The sequence below is a fragment of the Phenylobacterium sp. genome (genome assembly GCF_030693805.1).
Classification (GTDB): Bacteria; Pseudomonadota; Alphaproteobacteria; order Caulobacterales; family Caulobacteraceae; genus Phenylobacterium.
Genome location: NZ_JAUXZW010000408.1, coordinates 1 through 2,854, shown reverse-complemented (window position 1 = coordinate 2,854; position 2,854 = coordinate 1). Strand labels below are relative to the sequence as shown.

The 2,854-nt window shown below is 69.1% G+C and carries 3 protein-coding genes; 2 read left to right on the top strand and 1 reads right to left on the bottom strand.

All coding sequences use genetic code 11. The features are described from left to right. Window positions 1-122: 122 nt before the first annotated feature. Window positions 123-617, bottom strand: coding sequence for a hypothetical protein (locus Q8M88_RS16335; RefSeq protein ID WP_305598214.1), 495 nt, complete (start codon window positions 615-617; stop codon window positions 123-125). A gap of 171 nt (window positions 618-788) precedes the next feature. Here Q8M88_RS16335 and Q8M88_RS16330 point away from each other — a divergent pair, with 171 nt between their 5' ends. Then, window positions 789-1,757, top strand: coding sequence for a nitronate monooxygenase family protein (locus Q8M88_RS16330; RefSeq protein WP_305598213.1), 969 nt, complete (start codon window positions 789-791; stop codon window positions 1,755-1,757). Next, on the top strand, window positions 1,754-2,854 hold a 1,101-nt coding region (locus tag Q8M88_RS16325), incomplete at its 3' end, for an AMP-binding protein (protein WP_305598212.1). The genes Q8M88_RS16330 and Q8M88_RS16325, both read left to right, overlap by 4 nt.

Sequence of the window (2,854 nt, the reverse complement as noted above, 5' to 3'; positions counted from 1 at the left end):
AGCGCGGTGTTCCTGTGCAGCGAGTCAGCCAGCTACTTCAACGGCACGATCCTGACCTGCGACGGCGGGTCTGAACTGGGCGATGCAAGCCCGCGCACGCTCATCCACGGGATGGTCTGACGTCAGGGGACGGTCGGGATGTGCAGGCTCATCACCGTCAGGCCCTGCGCGCCGACCTGGGCGTAGTAGTGCGGCGTACCCGCAGGGACCAACAGGAAGTCCCCCTTGGCCAGGGGATGGGTCACACCTCCACTGACGCCCGTTCCGGTGATGTTGCTGGGGTTGACCCGCTTGGCGTCGGTCAGGGCGCCGCCGACGATCATCGCGCCGGAGCCGTCCAGCACATAGAACAGCTCGGCTTCCCGCTCGTGCACCGAGGCGGGCGTCGGGGCGACCCGATACTCCACCAACGCGCGCAGGCCTGGTGCGCGAACCATGGTTTGCACCGGCGCCATGGCCGTGTCCTTGCGCTCGGCCTTGGCCTTGGCGATCAGCGCCGCGGTCTGCTCGGCGCTGATGAACATGATGTCCGGTTCGACAGGCGGGGCGGGTTGGGCCGTCGCGCCCGCCGACATCGCCGCCCAGGTCACTGCAATCAAGGACAAGGTCTTTCGCATCGCATCCTCCCGCCGCGCTCTGATGGCGCGCTGGACGAGGATACGCATCGCGTTCACGCCTAGCCCAGATGAATCGGCCGCCTGGGTCCGGAACTGAGCTTGCCGCACCCTGGCAAGCCACTAGGTTGGGTCGAGCGCGGCGCCCGAGAGCCCGCGTAGGGGATGGAGAAGATGGCCGCGCGCCTGCCGGAAAACATCACGCGCCGCATGCGGTTGCCATTGATCGCAGCGCCGATGCTGCGCGTCTCGGGGCCTGATCTGGTGATCGCCGCCTGCAAAGCCGGCGTGGTCGGCTCCTTCCCCACCGCCAACGCGCGTTCGGGCGCGGAATTGGATGGGTGGCTTACACGCATCAACGCCGAGCTCGCCGCGATGGAGCCCCCCGCTGCGCCATGGTGCGCCAACCTGATCATCCGCTCGCCGAGAATGGCCGACGACCTCGCTAGGCTGATCCGCGCCAAGGTCGAAGTCGTCATCACCAGCGTCGGCTCGCCGGCCGCCGTGGTCGCGCCGCTGCGTGACGCCGGCTGTCTGGTGCTGGCCGATGTCGCCACCTTGCGCCATGCGCAGAAGGCGATCGAAGCGGGCGCTGACGGGCTGGTGCTGCTCACCGCAGGCGCCGGCGGACAGACCGGCTGGATGAACCCCTTCGCTTTCGTGCGCGCCGTCCGGGCGATCTTCGATGGCCCGATCGTGCTGGCTGGCGGCGTCGCAGACGGCCAGGCTCTGTGGGCGGCCCGTGCGCTCGGCTGCGACCTCGCCTACATGGGCACCAAGCTGATCGCCACCCACGAAAGCATGGCCAAGGACGCCTACAAGGCGATGCTGGTCGAGGCGACGCTCGACGACGTGATGACCACCAGGGCTTTCACCGGGCTCAACACCAACATGCTGCTGCCGTCGATCCGCGCCGCCGGGCTCGATCCTGCGTCGCTCGACGAGGCGGTGAGCGTCAGCAGCGCGGCGGAAATGTATGGCGGCGGACAAGCCGGCCCCGGCCGCCAGCGCTGGGTCGACGTGTGGAGCGCCGGACATTCGGTGTCCGGCGTCGGCGTGGTGCAGGGCGTGGCCGAGGTCATCGAGACCACGCGGCGTGAATACTTGGCGGCCGTCGCTGAAGTCAGGGAGATGCAGCCATGACCGGCCAGCCTGTACGCGCGGGCAGCACGCTCAGCGGCCTGTCGCTGCGCGTCCTCGCGCGCCACCCCGACCGCGTGGCGTTCAGCTGGGAGGGCGGCGAAATCACCTACGCCCAGACCCTTGACCTCATCGCCCGCTTCCAGAGCGTGTATGCGGCTCACGGACTGGTACGTGGGAAACGCCTGGCGCTGCTAGCCGGCAATCGCGTCGAGGCCTGGTGCGCCGGCGTCGCGGCCCAGGCCAACGGGCTCAGCCTGACTCCGCTGCACCCCATCGGCTCGCTGGACGACCATCTGTATCAGGTGAGCAACGCCGAGGCCGACGCTCTCGTCGTCGATGTGCCCCGGCACGCCGCGCGCGGCGCGGAACTTGCGGCTCAGGCCGGCGTCGGCGTGTTCTTCACGCTGGGCCAGGCCGACTACGGGATCGACCTTCTGGCCGCGGCGCAAGACGCCGGCGCGGTCACCGCCCGCGACCTGGCGCAGGCCGACGACCTCGCCTTCCTCAACTATACCGGCGGCACCACCGGGCGGCCAAAAGGCGTGCTCACCCGCCATGTCGCCGCCGCCGCGCGGCCGGGCGCGGTGCTGGGCGCGTTCGAGGTTCCCGACAATCCCACCTACCTTGCCGTCGCGCCGATCAGCCACGTCACCGGCCAGAAGATCGTGCCGACCCTGTTCAAGGGCGGGCGCGTGCACCTGATGAACGGCTTCTCCAGCCGCGGCGTGCTCGACACCATCGCGCGCGAGCGGATCAACATGGCGCTGATGGTGCCGACGATGATCTACGGCCTGCTGGACGACCCCGATCTGGATACAGCCGATCTCAGCTCCCTGGAGTTGCTGCTCTACGGCGCCTCGCCGATGTCCCCTAGCCGGCTGATCGAGGGAATGCAGCGCATCGGCCCGGTGTTCTCGCAGCTTTACGGCCAGTCGGAGTGCTATCCGATCAGCGTGCTCAGCAAGGCCGACCACGACCCGGCCAATCCGGAGCGCTTCGGCTCGTGCGGCGTGCCGGTTCCTGGCGTCGACGTGCGCCTGCTGAACGAGGATGGGTCAGAGGTGGCGCAGGGCGAGCCCGGCGAGATCTGCGTGCGC